General features: G+C 60.0%; 17 protein-coding genes. 9 read left to right on the top strand and 8 right to left on the bottom strand.

Annotated features, from left to right (window positions below):
• Positions 1-75 precede the first annotated feature (75 nt).
• The gene (locus ACR0JG_RS15340) at positions 76-975 is read right to left on the bottom strand and encodes a phytanoyl-CoA dioxygenase family protein (RefSeq protein WP_480570832.1); all 900 of its coding nucleotides are present in this window, start codon (positions 973-975) and stop codon (positions 76-78) included.
• A 177-nt stretch (positions 976-1,152) separates the two neighbouring features.
• Between ACR0JG_RS15340 and ACR0JG_RS15335 the strand changes: the two genes are divergently transcribed.
• From ACR0JG_RS15335 to ACR0JG_RS15325, 3 genes are all read left to right on the top strand, one after another.
• Positions 1,153-3,444: a xanthine dehydrogenase family protein molybdopterin-binding subunit gene (locus tag ACR0JG_RS15335; protein ID WP_480570829.1), complete on the top strand. Its 2,292-nt coding sequence runs from the start codon at positions 1,153-1,155 to the stop codon at positions 3,442-3,444.
• Positions 3,422-4,498, top strand: coding sequence for a DUF2235 domain-containing protein (locus ACR0JG_RS15330; protein ID WP_480570826.1), 1,077 nt, complete (start codon positions 3,422-3,424; stop codon positions 4,496-4,498). The genes ACR0JG_RS15335 and ACR0JG_RS15330 overlap by 23 nt, the downstream gene beginning before the upstream one ends.
• A gap of 110 nt (positions 4,499-4,608) precedes the next feature.
• Positions 4,609-5,700, top strand: coding sequence for a Hint domain-containing protein (locus ACR0JG_RS15325; RefSeq protein WP_480570823.1), 1,092 nt, complete (start codon positions 4,609-4,611; stop codon positions 5,698-5,700).
• A 53-nt stretch (positions 5,701-5,753) separates the two neighbouring features.
• On the opposite strand, the gene ACR0JG_RS15320 is transcribed toward ACR0JG_RS15325, so the two are convergent.
• Positions 5,754-6,323 (bottom strand): GcrA family cell cycle regulator, encoded by a 570-nt coding sequence (locus ACR0JG_RS15320; protein ID WP_170397240.1) that lies wholly within the window; start codon positions 6,321-6,323, stop codon positions 5,754-5,756.
• Between the two features lie 126 nt (positions 6,324-6,449).
• On the opposite strand from ACR0JG_RS15320, the gene ACR0JG_RS15315 reads away from it, so the two are divergent.
• On the top strand, positions 6,450-7,253 hold the full coding sequence (locus ACR0JG_RS15315; protein ID WP_170511463.1) for an ABC transporter permease: 804 nt from the start codon (positions 6,450-6,452) through the stop codon (positions 7,251-7,253).
• Here ACR0JG_RS15315 and ACR0JG_RS15310 read toward each other — a convergent pair.
• Complete coding sequence (locus tag ACR0JG_RS15310) at positions 7,235-8,125, bottom strand: DMT family transporter (protein ID WP_480561179.1); 891 nt, start codon at positions 8,123-8,125, stop codon at positions 7,235-7,237. The genes ACR0JG_RS15315 and ACR0JG_RS15310 overlap by 19 nt on opposite strands.
• Before the next feature lie 294 nt (positions 8,126-8,419).
• Between ACR0JG_RS15310 and ACR0JG_RS15305 the strand changes: the two genes are divergently transcribed.
• The 3 genes from ACR0JG_RS15305 to ACR0JG_RS15295 are packed head-to-tail and all read left to right on the top strand — an operon-like array spanning position 8,420 to position 10,962.
• Complete coding sequence (locus ACR0JG_RS15305; protein WP_480561180.1) at positions 8,420-9,607, top strand: acetylornithine transaminase; 1,188 nt, start codon at positions 8,420-8,422, stop codon at positions 9,605-9,607.
• A gap of 27 nt (positions 9,608-9,634) precedes the next feature.
• The gene (argF, locus tag ACR0JG_RS15300) at positions 9,635-10,561 is read left to right on the top strand and encodes an ornithine carbamoyltransferase (RefSeq protein WP_170404219.1); all 927 of its coding nucleotides are present in this window, start codon (positions 9,635-9,637) and stop codon (positions 10,559-10,561) included.
• 56 nt (positions 10,562-10,617) lie between these two features.
• Positions 10,618-10,962 (top strand): 5-carboxymethyl-2-hydroxymuconate Delta-isomerase, encoded by a 345-nt coding sequence (locus ACR0JG_RS15295; protein WP_170647577.1) that lies wholly within the window; start codon positions 10,618-10,620, stop codon positions 10,960-10,962.
• 27 nt (positions 10,963-10,989) lie between these two features.
• Here the strand turns inward: ACR0JG_RS15295 and ACR0JG_RS15290 are convergent, their stop codons facing one another.
• Both ACR0JG_RS15290 and ACR0JG_RS15285 read right to left on the bottom strand, forming a co-directional pair.
• On the bottom strand, positions 10,990-11,586 hold the full coding sequence (locus tag ACR0JG_RS15290; RefSeq protein ID WP_370644448.1) for a ferric reductase-like transmembrane domain-containing protein: 597 nt from the start codon (positions 11,584-11,586) through the stop codon (positions 10,990-10,992).
• 6 nt (positions 11,587-11,592) lie between these two features.
• Complete coding sequence (locus ACR0JG_RS15285; protein WP_170397223.1) at positions 11,593-12,081, bottom strand: peptidase associated/transthyretin-like domain-containing protein; 489 nt, start codon at positions 12,079-12,081, stop codon at positions 11,593-11,595.
• Positions 12,082-12,337: 256 nt separating this feature from the next.
• Between ACR0JG_RS15285 and ACR0JG_RS15280 the strand changes: the two genes are divergently transcribed.
• Both ACR0JG_RS15280 and ACR0JG_RS15275 read left to right on the top strand, forming a co-directional pair.
• The gene (locus tag ACR0JG_RS15280) at positions 12,338-13,303 is read left to right on the top strand and encodes a pirin family protein (protein WP_170424227.1); all 966 of its coding nucleotides are present in this window, start codon (positions 12,338-12,340) and stop codon (positions 13,301-13,303) included.
• Positions 13,304-13,368: 65 nt separating this feature from the next.
• The gene (locus ACR0JG_RS15275) at positions 13,369-14,343 is read left to right on the top strand and encodes a 2-dehydropantoate 2-reductase (RefSeq protein ID WP_480570820.1); all 975 of its coding nucleotides are present in this window, start codon (positions 13,369-13,371) and stop codon (positions 14,341-14,343) included.
• A 61-nt stretch (positions 14,344-14,404) separates the two neighbouring features.
• Here ACR0JG_RS15275 and ACR0JG_RS15270 read toward each other — a convergent pair whose 3' ends face one another.
• The 3 genes from ACR0JG_RS15270 to hrpB all read right to left on the bottom strand — a co-directional run bounded on the left by ACR0JG_RS15270 (position 14,405) and on the right by hrpB (position 19,064).
• The gene (locus ACR0JG_RS15270; protein WP_170397220.1) at positions 14,405-15,883 is read right to left on the bottom strand and encodes an inorganic phosphate transporter; all 1,479 of its coding nucleotides are present in this window, start codon (positions 15,881-15,883) and stop codon (positions 14,405-14,407) included.
• An 89-nt stretch (positions 15,884-15,972) separates the two neighbouring features.
• On the bottom strand, positions 15,973-16,431 hold the full coding sequence (locus tag ACR0JG_RS15265) for an NUDIX hydrolase (protein WP_170404203.1): 459 nt from the start codon (positions 16,429-16,431) through the stop codon (positions 15,973-15,975).
• 194 nt (positions 16,432-16,625) lie between these two features.
• A complete protein-coding gene (gene hrpB / locus ACR0JG_RS15260; protein ID WP_480570817.1) occupies positions 16,626-19,064 on the bottom strand; it encodes an ATP-dependent helicase HrpB in 2,439 nt (812 codons plus the stop codon).
• Between the last annotated feature and the right edge of the window lie 82 nt (positions 19,065-19,146).

The raw sequence follows: 19,146 nt of genomic DNA, 5'->3' as shown, positions 1-19,146 counted from the left end.
ACAATATCGGGTCAGCGCCTGCAATAGCGAATGGACGCAGGAAGGGGAAGGCCCTGCGCGGCGGTCCTGCAATGATCAGCCGGGATTTGATGGGGCGGGCGCATAAAGATCCAGCTTTTTGCTGGCCCCTTGCCCCATCGCCTTGGCCTGATCGCTGCGGATGCGCGCGTGCAGGTCCAGCGCCTCAGGAGCAAACAGCTCGGTCGGCTCAGGGATATGGATGAAATTCCCCACCCGGTCCTCGCCCCGCGCCAGAATGGCATAGTCGCGATCCGCCACTTTTTGCTGCGCATTGGGGTTGAGATAACGGATAGCCAGGCCAATTCGACGATCATCAGATACGTTCGGCCCTGACCCGTGAATGGTCAGCCCATGGTGCAGCGACATCTGGCCGGGCTGCAACTCGATATGGGTTTTGTCTTCCTCCGCGACATCGACTGCTACCTCTTGCCCACGCGACAGAAGGTTGTTGTCGGAAAACGTATCATTATGCGGCAGGATCGGGTTCTTGTGGCTGGCCTTCACGAAATCCATACAGCCACTCTCAACCGTCGCAGGGGATAGGGCGATCCAGGCGGTCAACTGGTCCGAGGTTTCACCCATACCCCAATATGTCAGGTCCTGATGCATGCCCACCACTTGCGTCGTGCGCGGTTCCTTGATGAACAGCTCAGCCGACCACAACAGCAGGTCTGGGCCCAAAACACCTTCGACAACGTCCAAAACGCGCGGGTCCAACGCGATGCGAGTGGCAAATGGCATCACCACATGCGCGTTGATGCGTTTGTACATGTTCAGGGGTAGCGGCAGGTCATCCTCGCGCCAGCTGGCCTCGACATCTTCCAACTCGGCACGGTACCCGGCGGCTTCTGCGGCAGAGAACACGGGGATCGGAAATATAAACCCATCATCCCAATAGGCCTCGGCACTTTGGCTGTCCAATCGGCCATTCGTCAGCTTGATTTCTTTGGGCATGGAAACCTCCACTCGACTGAATTTAGGTTCAGCCTAGGCGCGGCCCAGATCGGCGCGCAACGCTGTTTCCAGACATGAATGTCGCTTTCAGACCGTGCGGGGTTAATTTTCTCAGCCACTGGACAAGGTCCTGCTTCACGCTAGGGTCGCGCATTCAGGCAGCCAGAGGATCATCTCATGGAAAAATTCGGCAAAAGCCAGCCCATCAAACGGACCGAGGACCAGCGGTTTCTGACCGGGCAGGGACAATACATGGACGATTCTGTGCCCGAGAATGCGCTGTTCGCAGCATTCTTTCGCAGCCCGGTGGCGCATGCCACGATCACGTCGCTGGACCTTGAAGATGCACGTACAGCGGATGGGGTGCGCTTGGTCATGACGCTGGAAGATCTGACTGCTGCCGGGATCGATACGGTGATGAACGCGACTACAGTCGCCAACCGCGACGGCAGTCAAGGCGCTGCGTCCGAGCGGAACATGCTGGCCAAGGACCGCGTGCGTTTCGTCGGAGAACCCGTTGCGGTCGTCATTGCCGACTCGTTGTTACAGGCCCGCGATGCAGCCGAATTGATCTGGATGGAAACCGAAGACCTGCCGGTCAAGATGGATGTCGCTGCGGGTGGCGAACCTTTGCATCCACAAGCCCCCGACAACCGCGCCTTTGACTGGGGCTTGGGTGATGAGAAGGCGACCAATGCCGCCTTTCAGGCAGCGGCGCGCACCGTCGCGCTGAACGTGCATGACAACCGGGTCATCGTGAGCTCGATCGAACCGCGTGGCTGTCAGGCCGATTGGTCGGGTGGCCGTATGCATTTCTCATATGGCGGGCAGGGTGTCTGGGGGATGAAAGCGCAACTGGCACAAAAGCTGAAACTGGACCCCGAGGCGATCCGTGTTACTACGCCAGATGTCGGCGGCGGATTTGGTATGAAGGCGATGCCTTATCCCGAATATTTCACCGTTGCTGTTGCTGCCATGAAACTGGGCCAGCCCGTGCACTGGATGTCGGACCGGTCCGAAGCGATGTTGTCCGATCACCACGGCCGCGACCTGACCTCACTGGCGGAGCTCGCCTTTGATGCCGATCACAAGATCACTGCTTACCGGGTCCACAGCAAGATCAACCTTGGCGCTTATAACAGCCATTTCGCGCAGGCGATCCAGACCAGCCTGTTCAGTAAGGTTTTGATGGGTGTCTACGATGTTCAGACCACCTACTTGCGGGTCGAAGGATTCTTCACCAACACCACGCAGGTCGACGCCTATCGCGGTGCCGGGCGACCCGAGGCAATCTATGTGCTGGAACGCGTCATGGACCGTGCTGCGCGTGAGTTGGGGATTGATCCGTGGGAGTTGCGGCGCAAGAATTTCATCCGACCCGAAGCTTTCCCCTATAAGACCGCAACCGGCGAAACCTATGATGTGGGTGAGTTCAACATGGTCCTCAGCCGCGCCGCCGAACAGACTACGGGCTTCGAGGCCCGCAAGGCGGCGGATGCCGAAAACGGTCTGATCCGGGGTCAGGGGCTTTGTTACTATATCGAAAGTATTTTGGGAGACCCTTCCGAAGGCGCGAAGATCGAGTTTTGCGAGGACGGAACGGTGAACCTCTATGTCGGCACTCAGTCCAATGGGCAAGGGCACGAGACCGTCTATGCCCAGTTCCTATCGGACCAGACAGGGATTCCTTCGCACCTGATCAATGTTGTGCAAGGCGACACGGACAGGCTGGCGCAGGGCGGCGGAACCGGCGGATCACGCTCGGTCACGACCCAAAGCAACGCGACACTGGTCACAGTTGATACGATGATCGCCGCATTCACGCCCTATCTTGCGGATAAGATGGGGGTCGAGGAAAGCGATGTGACCTTCGACCATGAAACCTTCCGCGCGCCGGGGTCCAACCTGACCCCCACGCTGACCGAGGCGGCCGAGATGGCGCGCGCCGACGGGCGCACCGATCTGTTGCAGCACGAAGCCCGCGCCACGCTAGATGCACGCAGCTATCCCAATGGTGCACATGTTGCCGAAGTCGTTATCGATTCTTTCACTGGTGAAACATGGGTCGACCGCTACACGGTGGTGGATGATTTCGGCAATCTTATCAACCCGATGCTGGCCGAGGGGCAGGTGCATGGCGGGGTAGTGCAGGGTATCGGCCAAGCACTGACCGAGCATGTTGTTCATGATGCCGAGGGGCAACTGCTCACGGCTTCGTTCATGGACTACGCCTTGCCCCGCGCTGCTGAGATACCCATGATAGAGTTTACCTCGGCGCCGGTTCCGTCAACCGCCAACCCGATGGGGATGAAAGGCTGTGGCGAGGCAGGCACCGTGGGCGCACTGGCCGCAGTGGCGAACGCGGTACAGGATGCGCTCTGGGATCACGGGGTGCGGCAGGCGGATATGCCTTTCACACCTCACAAAGTTTGGGAATTGTTGACGCATGGTTCTGTCGCGGCTGAGTAGAAAGGTACTGGGATGGCTCGGACGGCCTCTGCGGTCCGAGCACTCGGCCGAAACGCGCCACCGCGAACCTGTCAGCCATGTCATCATTCTTGACGGCACCATGTCGACGCTGGAAGCAGGGCGGGAAACCCACGCGGGCCAGACTCTGCGCCTGTGCTGCGAGATGGGCAGCCAGGTTTCGGTTTTCTACGAATCCGGCGTGCAGTGGGAAAGCTGGAAGTCCACTATGGACGTGATGATGGGGCGGGGTATCAACCGTCAGATTCGTCGGGCCTATGGTTATTTGGCTTCGCGTTACAAACCCGGCGACAAGATCTTTTTCATCGGCTATTCGCGCGGCGCATACGGGGTCCGCAGCCTTGCGGGCGTGATCGATGCTATCGGGTTGCTCAAGGCCGAACACGCCACTGTCCGCAATATCAAACAGGCCTATCGACACTATGAATGTAACGCCAATGGCGAAGCTGCGGCGGTCTTTCGTCGGGAGTTCTGTCACGAGGATGTCGCCATCGAGATGGTCGGCGTCTGGGACACGGTCAAGGCGCTGGGCCTGCGCCTTCCGCTGCTCTGGCGCTGGGCCGAGGAACGCCATGCCTTCCACAACCACCAGCTTGGCCCTGCCACCCGCCACGGCTATCACGCCATGGCGCTGGACGAGACCCGCGAAGTGTTCGAGCCGGTGCTGTGGAAATGCACGCCTGACTTCAAAGGCCATATCGAGCAGGTTTGGTTCCGCGGCACCCACGGCGATGTTGGCGGCCAGCTGAACGGGTTCGAAGAGGCCCGCCCCCTCAGCAACATCTCGCTGATCTGGATGCTGGACAAGGCCGAACTGCACGGCCTGCCATTGCCCGAGGGCTGGCGCGACCGTTTCCCTAGTGATCCGCATGCGCAATCCGTGGGCACCTGGCGTGGCTGGGGTAAGATTTTCCTGCTGCGCAAGCATCGCAAAGTAGGGCGTGACCGGTCAGAGAAGCTGCATGTCTCGGTTTCGCCCGAGGAATTGCCCCGATGGGTGCCGATGCCAAATCTGCCTTCGCATCCGGCGCAGTGACAGAAGCAACAGCTTGCCTTCCTACGAAAGATGTATCAACAGCAGCCACAGCATTTCTGTCCCGTCAGTGCCGGGTGGACGTCTTAGTATCATCGAAAGACATGTGATTTATGCCGGATCCATACTTTTCTGAGCTCAAATACTTAGGTGGCCCGACCCTGGATTTTATCGAGGTCGCGGTTGACGCTGGTACGGATGTCTCGGGGTTGGTCGTGACGATCTATATGAGCAATGGCTCGATCCGAACCACCAATACTCTGGCCGGTATCACGCCGACAACGGTTACCGGTCGCGATATCTATGTCATCGACACGACAAGTTCCGGGACATTTAACGGATTGGGTAAAACCAATGGTATCTCGCTTTCCGAAGGGACAACGGTTTATCAGTTTAGTTCTTTCAGCGATCCTCCAAGTCCCGGCCCGATCACTGCGAACACTGGCCCGGCCAATGGTATGCAATCCACAGTCATCGGGCAGGCCGGCGCTGGCGATTCCCTGATTTCGACCGACAATGGCGGCACATATACAGTCAATACCGATCCCACCCCGGGCAGCATCCCCTGTCTGACTGCGGGCACACTCGTATCCACTGATTTGGGTCCGGTGCCGGTAGAAGATCTGAAGCCTGGCCAGCTGCTTTTGCGGGCGCGGGGTGGCAACCAGCCTTTGCTGCAGATCTTGCGCCGTTCACTCACTGCGCGCGAGTTGCGCCGCAATCCGAAACTCTATCCAGTGCGAATTTGCGCGGGCGCACTTGGACAAGGCCTGCCCCGACGTGATCTGCTTGTCTCGCGTCAGCATCGCATGCTGGTGTCCTCGGCGATTGTGAAACGCATGTTCGGTCGTTCTGAGGTTCTGGTCGCCGCGATAAGGCTGACCGATCTGCCGGGGATTTATGTCGATGAAACCGTAGACAGCGTCACGTATTTCCATCTGGTCCTGGCGACGCACGAAGTGATTATCGCCGAGGGTGCCCCGACCGAAAGCTTGCTGATAGGACAGGAAGCGTTGAATTCACTCCCTCCTGCAATGGTCGAGGAACTTACTGTATTGTTTTCGGGCATTTCGACCGGGGGCCTCTCGGATACCAGTTATCTGGTGCCGGACAACGCTCGTCAGAAACAGCTGGTGTCGCGCCACGCTCAACACGCCCGATCATTGCTATCCGACTATACGGAAAGCACCCGTTCCGCAGACTAATGTCGATCGGGCGCCGGCCAATCAAGGCCAACCCCCGCTGTCATGTCTAAGAATTACCGCCGACGATCTCTGCGCGAGCTCATCGGCTGGAACGCCACGCCCACATGCGCTTCGCAATAGGGTTTGCCTGCCTCGACGGGCAGGCCGCAGAACCAGAAATCCTCGGTCGCGGGGTCGCCGACGGGCCATTTGCAGGTCTTTTCGGTCAGCTCCATCAAAGACAGCTTCTTGGCCTTCTTTTCAATCTCGTTGACCTTGGCCAAAGCCTCGGGGCTGATCTCATTGGCCGACGGTTGCGGAGGCAGCGGCTGGCCGGCGGGTATGATCTGGCGACGGGCCGGGGTGACCGGTTTGGCCTCGGGGGCTGGCACCGGACGGGCCGGTTCAGTCTTGGGTGTCGGTTTCGGTTTGGCCTCGGCCTTGGGCGCGGGGGCCGGTTTTTCCTTAGGTTCGGCCTTTGCCGGGCTTGCACCGGTGGCGCGATTCGACAGACCCAGACGGTGCACCTTGCCGATCACCGCATTGCGGGTCACGCCGCCCAGTTCCTTGGCGATCTGGCTGGCCGACTGGCCCTCGCCCCACATCTTTTTCAGCAGCTCTACACGCTCGTCAGTCCAGGACATCATTTGCCTTTCAAAAGCGGAAAGCGGCCCCGGATTCGGGCCGCCTTGGGAAATCATCTCAGCGCCCTATTCTAAACACTGCGGCCCGAGTTACAAGCGGTCTTCGAATCAGGTATGGGGCAGAGCATGCATAATCTCATGGATCACGACGCACGCCGCTTTGGCGCGGTGAATTGGATGGGTCTCTATACACTGGCGCAGCGCGAAACCCTGCGCTTTCTGGCCGTGTGGACGCAGACCCTGCTGGCACCGCTGGTGACGGCAGGCCTGTTCCTGCTGATCTTCAACATTGCTATTGGTCCCAGCCGACCGGATGTGATGGGGGTGCCGTTTCTGACCTTTCTGGCACCGGGCATCATGATGATGACCGTGATTCAGAACGCCTTTGCCAATACATCGTCATCGATGGTGATCGCCAAGGTTCAGGGCAATATCGTCGATACGCTGATGCCGCCGCTATCGCCGCTGGAAATCCTGTTGGGTTATCTGGCCGGAGGCATCGCCCGCGGTATCCTGATCGCCCTTGTTGTCGCAATCGCTCTGGCGTTGGTTCTGGGCATCGTGCCGCAGAACCCGATGATCGCACTGATATTCGTGGTTTTAGGCGGCGCGTTCATGGGCGCGCTTGGGCTTTTTGCCGGGATTTTTGCCAACAAGTTCGACCAGATGGCGGCGATCACCAATTTCATCGTCACGCCTTTGGCTTTCTTGTCCGGCACTTTCTATTCTGTGCAGGCGCTACCGCCAGTGCTCAATCGGCTAAGCCATGCGAACCCGGTCTTCTATCTGATTGACGGGTTGCGCTATGGGATGATCGGCGTGTCCGACAGCTCTCCTTGGTTGGGCATGGCGATCTGCGCCAGCGCGACGTTGTTGGTTGGAGGATTGACCTGGCAGATGTTGCGCACCGGCTACCGGCTCAAGGCCTGACGGTGTATCGCCTCGCGCCAGACCAGAATCAGACCTCCGGTCAGGATGATGGCCGAGCCGATCAGGCTGATCCCATCCGGTATCACCTTGAATACCGCGAAATCGTAGAAGGCAGCGAAGATCAGGGTAGCGTAGCTGATCGGAGCCACAAAAGAGGCATCCGCCCGCGCCATTCCGTTGACGAAACAAGCCTGCGCACAGGCCATTAGCACACCAATCGAGGCCAGCGCCGCCCATTGCTGAGGCGTCGGCATCTGGAAAATGAAACTTACCGCGACTGTCGCAATGGTCAGACCCATCGCATTGTTGATCAGCAGAATCTGGATCGGTATTTCTCGGCCCGAGAGCTTTTTGATAAAGATCAGTTCCATCCCAATTATCACTGCTGCGGTCAGGGCCAGTAATGCAGCGGGTTGAAAGCTAGCGGGCGTTGGACGCAACAGAACCAAGGCACCGATCAAGGCCACGATGGCGGCCAACCAGCGCCACGGGCCGACACCTTCTTTCAGCAGCGGGATCGCCAACATCATGGCAAAGACCGGGTTCAGGAACGAGATCGCCGTCGCATCCGCAATCGGTATGAAAGCAACGGATGCAAACATCAGCGTGATCCCCAGCCAGCCGAAGCTTGTCCGTCCGATATGCAGACCCCAATGCGGGCGGCTCAGACGGGGGCGCATGATGCCGACGGCTGTCACGATTACCAGAAAGGCAAACAGAAACCGTCCATGGCTGATCTGCATCGGATGCAGGGCAGGGCCAAGCACATCCGTCCCCAGTGCTTTCGCCAGCAATGTGGTCCCTGCGAGAAGGGCGCTGGCCGCAAGGATCAGCAGGGCCGCAAGGGCAGGATTCTGACGTATCGGTGTCATGGTTCAGCCGTGCGCCAGCGTCGGGTAAATGACAAGCGGTAAATCCCGGTCTCAGAATGATTTTTGCCCCGATCGCAAAAACGGGGTTTTCAGACCCGGTGCGCCCCGCTATATGGCTTCACATGATCAATACCGCACATATCCTGCGCCTCCGACGCCGACGCCTGACCGCATAATCGGCCCGTTTGATCCATTTGCGCTGTCCAAATCCGCGCAAACCCCACCAAATCAGTTGACGACCATGGCCCCAGTGTATCACTCACAGGGCTCAAGCTATTCGAAAAGGATGATCCGATGATCCCGTCCGTTCTGCCGACCTATAACCGCGCGCCCCTGACATTCGTGAAGGGCGAAGGCGCCTGGCTGACCGAGGCGGATGGCCGACGTTTTCTGGATCTGGGCGCGGGCATAGCGGTAAACGCGCTGGGTCATGCGCATCCGGCGCTGGTGGCGGCCCTGACAGAACAGGCGCATGCGCTGTGGCATGTTTCAAACCTCTATAACATCCCGCAACAGCAGGCACTGGCGGACAAGCTGGTGGAACACACCTTTGCCGATACGGTGTTCTTCACCAATTCGGGCACCGAATCCTGCGAATTGGCCGTCAAAATGGCCCGCAAGTATTTCTATGACAAAGGTCAGCCCGAGAAGGTCGAGATCATCACTTTCGACGGCTCATTCCATGGCCGGTCATCGGCGGGTATCGCCGCCGCCGGGTCAGAGAAAATGACCAAAGGTTTCGGCCCGCTGCTGCCAGGCTTTGTCCATCTGACATTCGGAGACCTCGACGGTGTCACCAACGCCATCACCGACAACACGGCGGCCATCCTGATCGAACCGGTTCAGGGCGAAGGCGGCATCCGCCCCGTTCCGGATGCAGAGCTGAAAGCCCTGCGCCAGATTTGCGATGATAACGGCCTTTTGCTGATCCTCGATGAGGTCCAATGCGGCGTGGGGCGGACCGGCAAACTCTTTGCCCATGAATGGGCCGGCATCACGCCGGATATCATGATGGTCGCCAAAGGCATCGGCGGCGGTTTTCCTCTGGGTGCGGTTCTGGCCACCGAAGAGGCCGCCAGCGGCATGACGGCAGGCACCCACGGCTCGACCTATGGCGGCAACCCCTTGGGCTGTGCCGTTGGCTGCGCGGTGATTGATCAGGTCGCTACTCCGGCCTTCCTCGAAGGTGTGAATCGCAAGGCAGGCCTGCTGCGTCAGAAGCTCGAAGGCCTGATCGCGGACCACCCCGAAGTATTCGAGGAGGTGCGCGGCTCAGGCCTGATGCTAGGCCTGAAATGCAAGCCCACCAATATCGACGTGGTCAACGCTGGCTATGACAACGAGGTCATAACGGTTCCCGCCGCAGATAACGTGATCCGCCTGCTGCCGCCGCTGACCCTCACCGAGGATGACATCGCACAAGCCCTGATCCGCCTCGAGAAAACTGCGGCACAAGTCGAAAACGCAATGGCTTCGGCCTGAACTCGCCTGATTAAAAAGTGAATTAAAATGAACCACTTCCTTGATATCCACAAAACTGACGCAGGTGATCTGCGGAACATGATCGATCAGGCCAGCGCGATGAAACAGGCGCGCCTTGGGCGTCCCAAAGCCGCCCCCGACGACGAGCAGCCTCTGGCAGGCCGCATGGTTGCGCTGATCTTTGAAAAGCCATCAACGCGGACCCGCGTGTCCTTCGATGTTGGCGTGCGCCAAATGGGCGGGCAGACCATGGTGCTGTCCGGCAAGGACATGCAGCTGGGCCATGGCGAGACCATCGCCGACACCGCCCGGGTCCTGTCGCGCTATGTCGACATGATCATGATCCGGACCTTTGATGAAACCATCCTGACCGAGATGTCCGAATACTCGGACGTTCCCGTCATCAATGGTCTGACCGATCGTACACATCCCTGCCAGATCATGGCCGATGTGCTGACCTATGAAGAGCATCGCGGCCCCATCGCAGGAAAAAAGGTCGTTTGGACCGGCGACGGCAACAATGTCTGCGCTTCATTTCTGCATGCCGCCGGTCAATTCGGTTTCGACCTGACATTCACCGGCCCGGCGCAGCTGGACCCGGAAGAAGAATTCATGGGGCTTGCACGCCAGAAGGGCTCGAAAATCGTGATCGAACGGGACCCGCACAAAGCTGTTGAAGGGGCCGACCTCGTGGTCGCCGATACTTGGGTCTCAATGCACGATTCTCAATCCGCGAAGGAGCGCCGCCACAACATGCTGCGCCCCTATCAGGTCAACGCCGAGCTGATGTCGCATGCCAAGCCAGACGCGTTGTTCATGCACTGCCTGCCTGCGCACCGCGAAGAAGAGGCCACATCCGAGGTCATGGACGGCCCGAACTCGGTGATCTTTGACGAGGCCGAAAACCGCCTGCATGCGCAAAAAGCCGTGATGCGCTGGTGTCTGGGCGTCTGAGGCCGACAGCAATCTGGGAGAGCGATAGATGGCTCTCTTAAATCTCGGAGCAACCAATGCCACACATCACTCTGGAATTCTCTGCCGGGCTCGAAAAAACTCATGATTTTCAAGCCATCTGTGAGCAGCTCTATTCCGAGCTCGCCGCGCATGAAGTATTCGATGCCCCAACACTCAAAATCCGTGCCACCTCGTTTCCGTATTTCCGCATCGGGACCGAACCGCAGACCTTCATTCATGCCACGCTCTTGTTGTTGCAAGGCCGAGATGAGGCAACGCGCGCCGAGTTGAACGCGATCATTCTGAATGTTCTGGCTGCGTCTGCGCCCACGGTCGGCAGCATCACCGTGCGGGATGTTGAAATAGATCGCGCGACCTATGCCAAACGCCTGTCAGCCTGACGCGGCCCCGGTATGCGTATGGGAGGACTAAACGCGTCGGGACACTTCCCAGACCCGTAATCTGGCGAGCGTAGCGACGCACGCCAGAACTACCAGCACACACAATGCGATCTTGGTCATGATCTCCATCGTGCCCTCAATCAGCAGGGCGTGTACGACACTGCCCAGAATGGTTACCAGCGCCAGTCCTGTGTGCCCCAGACGCCAGAGCCGAAATCGCAGGTTCAGGCGTAGGCGCAGAACGCCCATCGTTGCTGCAGCAAAACCCGTCCACATCGCGATCACACCCCAGACGGAAAAGGGTGTGGCTGATACGAATAGAAGCGCGTCCACGACATCCGGCGGGCTCGTAATCCACAAACCGCCCACATGGATTACGATCGCTGCGACAAGGGCCAGACCGCACCGCCTGTGCCATAAGCGGCTGCGCACAGGTGAAAGCCCAGGCAACCAGCGTCCGGCCAGCAAGGGTTGCATCAGCAGAAGGCACATCCCGACGATGCCCGCAAACCCGGCAAGGATGTAGATCGGCTCGCGCCACGCCAGATAAGGGCTGAATGCTGCCGCGATAACCGGCACCAGAAGGGCGACAATCAACGCTGCCCAGATCAGTATGCGCCTCAACACGTATCAGGCAGGCTGCAAGACGAAATGCGCGGCAAGCGTTTTATCCTTCGCGCTCGACATCACCGGGCGTAGGAAAACCGTTTCGAATTCGCCGCTGTCATAGGCGAGATGCCCGTGCGGTTGGCCAAAGGCGGGCACGATTTGTGGCATCTCAAGCCGAAATTCACCGTTCGCATCCGTCAGCGTCGCCCCATGGCTGCGCTGGTCGCGCTCGTGCCCTTCGGTCGTATGCGCCCAGATCTGGATACGCTGTCCGGGCAAGGGGGCTCCGTCGCCTGCGCGGCGCACGGTGCCGGTCATCCAGAAACCTCCGCCGCCGATGCGCTGCACAATAGGGGCGCCGGGGCGATAGTTGTTCGATCCGCCCCGCATGGACGGGGTCGGTGCAACGCCCTGCGCCCGCGCGGGCGTGGTCAGCCCGGCCGTGCCTAGCGCTGCAAAACAGCCCGCCGTAACCAACGCGCTGCGGCGGGTAAGAAGAACGTGCGACATCGAGAGGGCTCCTTTCGATAACGGGCATGGTGTCTGGCCTGACACTCAATCTAGCACGTTTGTTGCGAAAGCCGAGTTAAGCTGGTCTGAAGATCGGGTCATTTCATCACCGTCACGTGAGCGTTGCCGCCGTTTCCGCCCATCGTGCACTGTATATGTGCACTCATGCGCTATGCCAGATAATAAATCATACTATATTCCACATTATCAAACATATTGAAGCCCAAGCCAGATCCTGACCTAAGGGAGAGCGAGAATGAGCTGGAATCCGACCCATACCCCCGACTGCCGGTCCGAGAACCCGGCGCTAGACAGCCTGATCATCCCCCGTGCCCGTGATCTGGGCGGGTTCGAGGTGCGCCGCGCGCTACCCTCGGTCAAACGGCAACTGGTCGGCCCCTTCATCTTCTTCGACCAAATGGGTCCGGCCGAATTCATCACCGAAGGCGGTATTGACGTACGGCCGCATCCCCATATCGGACTTGGTACCGTGACCTATTTATATCAGGGCGAGTTTGAACACCGCGACAGTCTCGGCACGCATCAGATGATCTATCCCGGCGAGGTCAACTGGATGGTCGCTGGGCGTGGTGTGACCCATTCCGAACGTACCAGTGACCAAACACGCGGCAAGAAACACAGCCTGTTTGGCATCCAGACTTGGATCGCCTTACCCGAAACGCACGAAGATATGGCCCCCGATTTCGAACACCACAAACAGGGCGCATTGCCTCATATTCAGGATGCAGGCGTCAGCGCCCGCCTGATCCTTGGTTCCGCCTATGGCGAAACCAGCCCGGTCACCATGCTGTCCGAGACCTTTTATCTCGACGTCCAGCTAGAACCGGGTGCCTCCTTCCCGCTGCCCGACAATCACGAGGATCGCGGTGTCTATGTCACCACAGGCTCGGTCGAGATCGCAGGCGACAGCTTTGAGGCGGGTCGCATGATGGTCTTCCGCCCCGGCGATCACCTGTCCGTGAAGGCCGGACCACTGGGTGCGCGGCTGTTGCTGCTGGGCGGCGCGACCTTGAACGAAGATCGCTACATCTGGTGGAACTTCGTCTCCTCTTCGAAGGAGAAGATAGAAACGGCCACACGCGAATGGAAAACTGCCGACTGGGCGAACGGCGCCTTCCACCTGCCGCCCGGTGATGATCAGGAGTTCATTCCGATCTCGGAAGACCTCGAACGCACCCGACCCAGACGCGCCCGCGTCTGACCTCACGTCACGCTGGCTCCGTTGAACGATCCCGGCGATCCTTGGAGGCACAGCGGAGGTAAGCCATGAATATCGTCATCGCCGGTGCAGGCAGCATTGGCTGCTTTTGCGGCGCATTGCTGGCCGCAGCGGGATACAGCATGACGCTGCTGGGCCGCGCGCGGGTGCTGGACGCCATCCGGGGACAGGGGCTGACGGTGACAGATTTCTCGAACCTGCATCGCCACGTCGCCGCCTCACAACTCACGCTCAGCGAAGACCCTGCCTGTCTTGGGGATGCCGAGTTAGTCATCGTCACGGTAAAAACAGGCGCGACCGCCGAGATGGCAGCGCTGATCGCCGCACACGCCACGGAAACGGCCCCGGTTCTGTCTTGGCAGAATGGGCTCGAGAACGCCCGCACCCTGCGCACCGCTCTTCCCGGACGCGACGTTCGGGCTGGAATGGTGCCCTTCAACGTGGTGCCGACGGGCCCGGCAACCTATCACCGCGCCACATCGGGCGAGATCGTCATCGAGCGTGGCTCCCGGTCTCTGGCTGAACGCCTAAGCGCCCCAGATCTACCCGTCAGCGAAAGCGACCAGATCGAGGCGGTGCAATGGGGTAAGCTGGTGATCAACCTCAACAATGCATTGAACGCATTGTCCGGCCTGACCTTGCAAAACCAACTGCTCGACCGAAACTGGCGTCGCCTGATGGCTGATCAGATGGCCGAGGCGCAGCGTGTTTTGAAAGTCGCCGAGATCGAGGCCACCTCCACAACGCCACTACCCGCATGGATGACACCGCACATTCTACGTCTGCCAACGCCATTTTTTACACGAATTGCGGCAAAAATGCTGACCATCGACCCCAATGCGCGCACCTCGATGGCTTATGATCTGACGGCGGGTCGCCCGACCGAAATCGACAGTCTACAGGGCGAAATCATCAAACTCGGCCAACAGTACGCGATCGCAACCCCGATCAATAGCCGAGTCTCTCAACTCATCCACCAATCACCGGACACGCCGCTCACAGTCGACCAGATCATAACCTGATCCGTCTCTTCATCTGGCCTAAAATACCTCGGAGCGCGAGGCAGAGCCTCGCAAATTCCGATCAAGCGAACGCAGTCAAAACCCAGAAAATTAGCGCCGACATCACTGCCGCTGCCGGTACCGTGATCACCCAGGCCGCTACGATGGTCATGAAATGCGACCGCCGCACCAGCTTGCGCCGCCGCCGTTCCTCGCGCGCCAGTCGCAGCTCCGCCGGCCGCTGGCGGTTCGAGTATTTCCACCGCCGTTCTGCATGCCACTCCCGATAGAAGCCAACACCAAAGACGGCCCCAACCGCGATATGAGTCGAACTGACCGGCAGACCCAGCCAACTGGCGACGATGACCGTGATCGCCGCCGATAGCGCGACACAGAACGCCCGCATCGGGTTCAGCTTGGTGATCTGGCTGCCGACCATACGGATCAGCTTGGGACCGAACAGGAATAGTCCGAACGAGATGCCAAACGCGCCGATCACCATGACCCATGTCGGGATCGAGACTTTCGTGGCAAAATCTCCGAACTCGGCCGCATGCACGATCGCCGCCAGTGGACCCACCGCATTGGCCACATCATTGGCCCCATGCGCAAAGCTCAGAAATGTGGCCGAAATCACCAAAGGCAGGCCAAACAACGTCTTCAACGACCGGGTCCGGTTCTCCAACCCTTCAGACTTGCGCTTGACCCACGGTACCGTCGCAGCCCAGACCAGGCCGCCAAAGGTCAGACCGATCAAAAGGGCAAATTGAAGATCAATTTTGACGATCCGCTTCAGGCCTTTGACCGACAAGTAGGTGGCAAACGCCCCTGCCATCACGGCAACCAGAATGGGCACCCAGCGCCGCGCTGCCGCGATCTTGTCGTCCTGATACTGGATCTTGTGTTTGATCAATGCCAGAAAGGCGGCTGCAATCATCCCGCCCAAAACGGGTGAGATCACCCAACTGGCGGCAATCGCGCTCATCGTGCCCCAACTCACCGCGCTCAGGCCCGCCGCAGCTATGCCGGCACCCATCACGCCGCCGACCACCGAATGCGTGGTCGAAACCGGTGCCCCGACCCAGGTAGCAAGATTGACCCACAGTGCCGACGATATCAGGGCCGCCATCATCGCCCAGATGAACACATTGCTGTTCTGCACCGACATCGGATCGATGATGCCCTTAGAGATGGTCGAAACCACATCCCCCCCTGCCAGCAACGCACCTGCGCTTTCTGCGATGGCGGCAATCAGGATGGCTCCGCCCATGGTCAGAGCATTGGCCCCCACTGCCGGGCCCATATTGTTGGCCACGTCGTTGGCACCGATATTGATCGCCATGTAAGCGCCGAATGCCGCAGCTGCGACAACGATCACGCCACCATCGGCCCGTCCGAACAGAAGCGCTGCAGCCAAACCTGCCAGCGCGATAAAGGCCAGTGCAATTCCGGGGGCCAACAGAGGACGCGATACTTGGGCATTGGCGTGCTCAACGCGCGAGATACGCTGTAGGTCACGGTCCAGTGCGTGCCAACGGGCTTTGGTGGGGTGGTCTGACATCGGTTCACAACGGCTGTTTTGAATGATGCCCGCCGCTAAACGGTTCCAATGGGCGCGGCAACCTTTGTCATCAGTTTTTTACAATATTGTTACAATTGCAGTAGCAAGTCGCGCAATTCCGGCTCTTGCACGCGTTCGGCGGCCACCTTCGGGGACACCCAGCAGCGCTTGCGCTGATCTGACTCGGGGAATACATCCGCCAGATCGGTCACCTCGATCCGATAAACGCTGGTGATAACCGGCAACGCCGTGCCGTCATCCAACCTTTTGTCGTAAGAGTAATGACCAACGGGATCTTTCTGCACCTCGGTCGCGCGCACCCCAGCCTCTTCCCAGGCTTCCCGCAATGCGGTTTCCGGCCCGTTGAGCCCATCAATGGGCCAGCCTTTGGGGATAATCCAGCGTCCGGTGCCCCGACTGGTGATCAACAGAACGTCGTCACCGGGACCTGCCTTGCGGGTACACAACGCAGCAACCTGCACCCGGCTTGGGCGCTGGATCAGCGGTCGCGCGACCTCTTCCCAGATGTTGCGTATCCATGTCGTCATGTCAGGCCTGCTCGGGCGTGTTCTTTTTGTAATTCGAAGAAGTTACATAATCATGTATTGCTGAGTTAACAATACCGCCCTCGGATAACCGCAAAATATGGCCTGAACTTTCGGTGTTTCGTGTATTTTTGCAGCAATTTGTGCGCTTTGCACTGTTTCCGCCAATGAGGCTTATTTACGCCCACCTGATCAACTCAGCCTTTGCGCCGCTTCGCGCGCAGCGTCGGATCCGCCTGAGTTGGATCTTCGGGCCAGGGATGTTTTGGGTACTGCGCCCGCATGTCCTTGCGCACATCGGCATATGACCCGGCCCAGAATCCGGGCAGATCACGGGTGATCTGGATCGGTCGCTGGGCCGGTGACAGCAGCGTGATCTTCAAAGGCTCGCCCCCAACCACCGGATGTTGCGTAACGCCGAATACCTCTTGTAGCCGAACCGAGATTTCGGGCACCGCACCGCCATAGTCAATTGGCAGCTTGCGGCCCAACGGAGTCACAAACGAGCCCGGCGCCCGCCGATCCAGTTCCTGCATCTGGTCCCAGTCCAGCCGGGCACGCAGCGCGGGCAGCAGGTCGAACCGCTTCCAGTCATCGGCATTGCGCACGCCCGAGAGCATCGGCAGCAGCCAGTCTTCCAGCGTATCCATCAGCCCGGTTTCCGAGAAGTCCGGCAAATCAGCGCCTTCCGCGCGGATCAACTCGACCCGAGCGGCCAATCGCGCTGCGGCCCCGTTCAGCCGCACACCCAGATCGCGCACCCCGTCCAACATCGCCCGCGCCAATGCATCCTCGGGGACATCTTTCCAGATGCGGTCGTCCAGCGTGATTGCTCCGAACCGCTCTTGCCTGCGCGCCACGACACGGCGTTCGCGTTTCGACCAGTCGCAGCTGTCGACCCACGCGATCTGATCGCCGAATAGATCGCGAATTTCCCCCTCGGAAATCTGCGCTGCCATGCGCACGCGCGCTTCACGCGGGTTCCCATCCGTATCCGTCACCACAAGATAAGGTGCACCCGCCAGCGTATCACCGGCTTCCAGCACGACGCCTTTGCCACCCGACAGGACATAACGCGGGACATCTCCCTTGCGTCGCTGTCCGATGCGATCAGGATAGGCCAGCGCCGCCATCGCTGCCGGGCTCAGACCGCCCGCATCCTTAGATTGCGCGCGCAACCGCTTTGCTTCGCCCTTGATCCGATCCAGCGCGCCCATGTTGACCTGCCAGACCCGATTGCGCTGAAACGCGCGCACGTCCCGCAGCACCTCAAGCCTCAAAGACAGATCGACCGGAGCACCCCTTAGCGGATCGCGTTCCGCCATCAGCGCCGCCAGTGTCGCGGCCTCAGGTCCCGCGTGCAGCAGCATGTGCCCCAGCCGAGGATGCAGCGGCAGCGCCGCCAGCGCCCGCCCATGTTCGGTGATCCTACCTTTGCCATCCAGGGCACCCAGCATCGCCAGCAACGCGCGCGCCTCAGCCAGCGTGCCTTCGGGCGGCGCGGTCAGAAATGCAAGATCACCCGGTTCTGCGCCCCAGAGCGACAATTCTAACGCCAGCCCGGTCAGATCGGCAGCCTCGATTTCGGCAGGCGGGTAGGCGGCCAGCGCACCTTCTTCGCCCTTCGACCACAGCCGATAGCATACACCTTCGGCCACACGCCCCGCGCGGCCTGCGCGCTGCGTCGCTTCGGCCCGCGTCACCCGCTCGGTCACCAGCTGCGACATGCCTGATCCCGGATCGAACCGCGCCCGCCGGGCTTGCCCCATATCGACCACCACGCGGATATCGGGAATAGTCAGCGAGGTTTCGGCAATCGACGTCGCCAGAACCACCTTGCGACCTTGCTTAACCGGCGCAATCGCCGCGCGCTGGGCGGCAAAGGGCAGTGCTCCGAACAAAGGCCGCACTGAACAGGTGTCGGGTAGACGGCTGGCCAAAGCCGCCTCGGCCCGCCGAATTTCACCTTCACCGGGCAGGAACACCAGCATGCCCCCTTTGGTTTCCCGTTCGGCTCGCACCACCAGATCGATCAGCGCATCCAGTCGCCGCGCCTGCGGCCCCAAAGGCCGGTCCAACCAGCGGGTCTCGACCGGATAGCTGCGCCCTTCGGATGTCACCAGAGGCGCGTTCATCAGCTGGCCCACCGGTTCAGCATCCAGCGTCGCGGACATCGCCAGCAAGATCAGGTCATCGCGCAACGCTCCAGTCACCTCAAGGCACAGTGCAAGCCCAAGATCGGCGTTCAGGGACCGTTCGTGGAATTCATCGAATATCACCGCACCCACGCGGGGCAGATCGGGTTCGGATTGCAGCATCCGTGTCAGGATACCTTCGGTCACAACCTCGATGCGCGTCGCCTTTGAAACTTTCACGTCTCCACGGACACGATAGCCCACGGTCTGGCCCACGGGTTCACCCAGCGTCTCGGCCATGCGTTCGGCGGCGGCGCGGGCGGCCAGCCGCCGGGGTTCCAGCATGACGATCCGGCCCTCGCACAGACCGGCCTGTAGCATCTCAAGCGGCACGCGGGTTGTCTTGCCCGCACCCGGCGGCGCCTGCAGTACCGCGCGCCCATGCGTTCGCAAGGCGTTCAGAAGATCGGGAATGGCGTCATCAATGGGCAACCGGGTCATATCGCCTTATCGCCAAAGCCTCGGCCAAGGTCCAGCGTCGCCAAACTCGGCTCCGGTTGGGGCTGGACAAACCGGGTCATCC

The organism is Ruegeria sp. AD5, from assembly GCF_056542345.1.
Note: the sequence above shows the minus strand (reverse complement) of the source record. Positions and strands in the feature narration are given on the sequence as shown.